Here is a 639-nt window from a genome sequence, read left to right as displayed (position 1 = left end):
GGCTAATATTATTAATAAAAAGCACCGGGCTTTGCAGTTATGCAAAGCCCGGTGCTTTATCATGTTGTGGCTATTTATTTTTTAATAGTGTTATGATAATATAGTGGACTGCAATTTGTTAAAAAAGGAGTACAAAGCCCATGATTTATTTAGACAATAGCGCTACGACCCATCCGTTGCCAGAAGTGCTGGAAAGCTATCAAAAGGTAGCCGATCAATATTATGCTAATCCTTCGTCTGTCCATCGCTTCGGAAGTGAAGCCGAGCGCCTGTTACAACATTCCCGTAATCAGGCTGCTCAATTATTAGGGGTAGATCCATATGAAGTGGTTTTCACTTCTGGTGGCACAGAAGGGAACAATATGGCTATAAAAGGCATAGCTTTTATGCACCAGGCAAGAGGAAAGCATTTGATCACTTCAAAAATAGAGCATCCCTCTGTTTTGGAGTCTTACCGTGCGTTGGAGTCCTTGGGTTTTGAAGTTACTTATATAGATGTTGACGTAAATGGAGAGGTCGATCCTAAGAACGTGGAGAAAGCCATACGTGAAGATACCATTCTGGTTAGTATCATGTCTGTAAACAATGAATTAGGTACGGTTCAGCCCATTCATGAAATCGGAACAATAGTAAGAAAAT

The 639-nt window shown here is 40.4% G+C and carries 1 protein-coding gene; it reads left to right on the top strand.

All coding sequences use genetic code 11. From position 1 onward, the window contains the following. Positions 1–140: 140 nt before the first annotated feature. Positions 141–639 (top strand): cysteine desulfurase family protein (locus LD39_RS21540; protein WP_035553998.1); only part of this gene is annotated, 499 nt, incomplete at its 3' end.

Source organism: Halobacillus sp. BBL2006, assembly GCF_000786645.1.
In the GTDB taxonomy this organism is placed as follows: domain Bacteria; phylum Bacillota; class Bacilli; order Bacillales; family Halobacillaceae; genus Halobacillus.
The sequence above is the reverse complement of the archived record's forward strand: the minus strand, read 5'-3'. Positions and strand labels throughout refer to the sequence as shown.